Origin of the sequence: Micromonospora yasonensis (assembly GCF_026013475.1) — a bacterium.
In the GTDB taxonomy this organism is placed as follows: Bacteria; Actinomycetota; Actinomycetes; order Mycobacteriales; family Micromonosporaceae; genus Micromonospora; species Micromonospora yasonensis.
The window spans coordinates 1-361 of the sequence record NZ_JAPDPH010000496.1; the positions used below are offsets into that span (position 1 = coordinate 1).

The 361-nt window shown below is 66.2% G+C and carries 1 protein-coding gene; it reads right to left on the reverse strand.

The features are described from left to right. On the reverse strand, positions 1-361 hold a 361-nt coding region (locus tag ONA70_RS36525; RefSeq protein ID WP_265011028.1), incomplete at both ends, for an integrase core domain-containing protein.

Sequence of the window (361 nt, forward strand, 5' to 3'; positions counted from 1 at the left end):
AGCGGGCGGGATGTGCCCGAGCTCGCCGTGCAAGCGGCGGTTGTTGTACCAGTCGATGTACTCGACGGTGGCCATCTCCAGGTCGTCGAGCCCGCGCCACGGACCTCGGTTGCGGACGAGCTCGGCCTTGTACAGAGAGTTGAACGCCTCGGCCATCGCGTTGTCGTACGAGTCGCCCTTGGACCCGACCGAGGCGACAGCGCCGGCCTCGGCGAGCCGCTGGCTGTAGCGAATCGCTCGATATTGGACTCCCCTGTCCGAGTGATGGACCAGTCTGCGCAGGTCAGCACCCTGACTCTCGCGGCGCCAGATCGCCATCTTCAGCGCGTCGAGAGCCAGATCCGTGTAGAGGCTGGTGGCG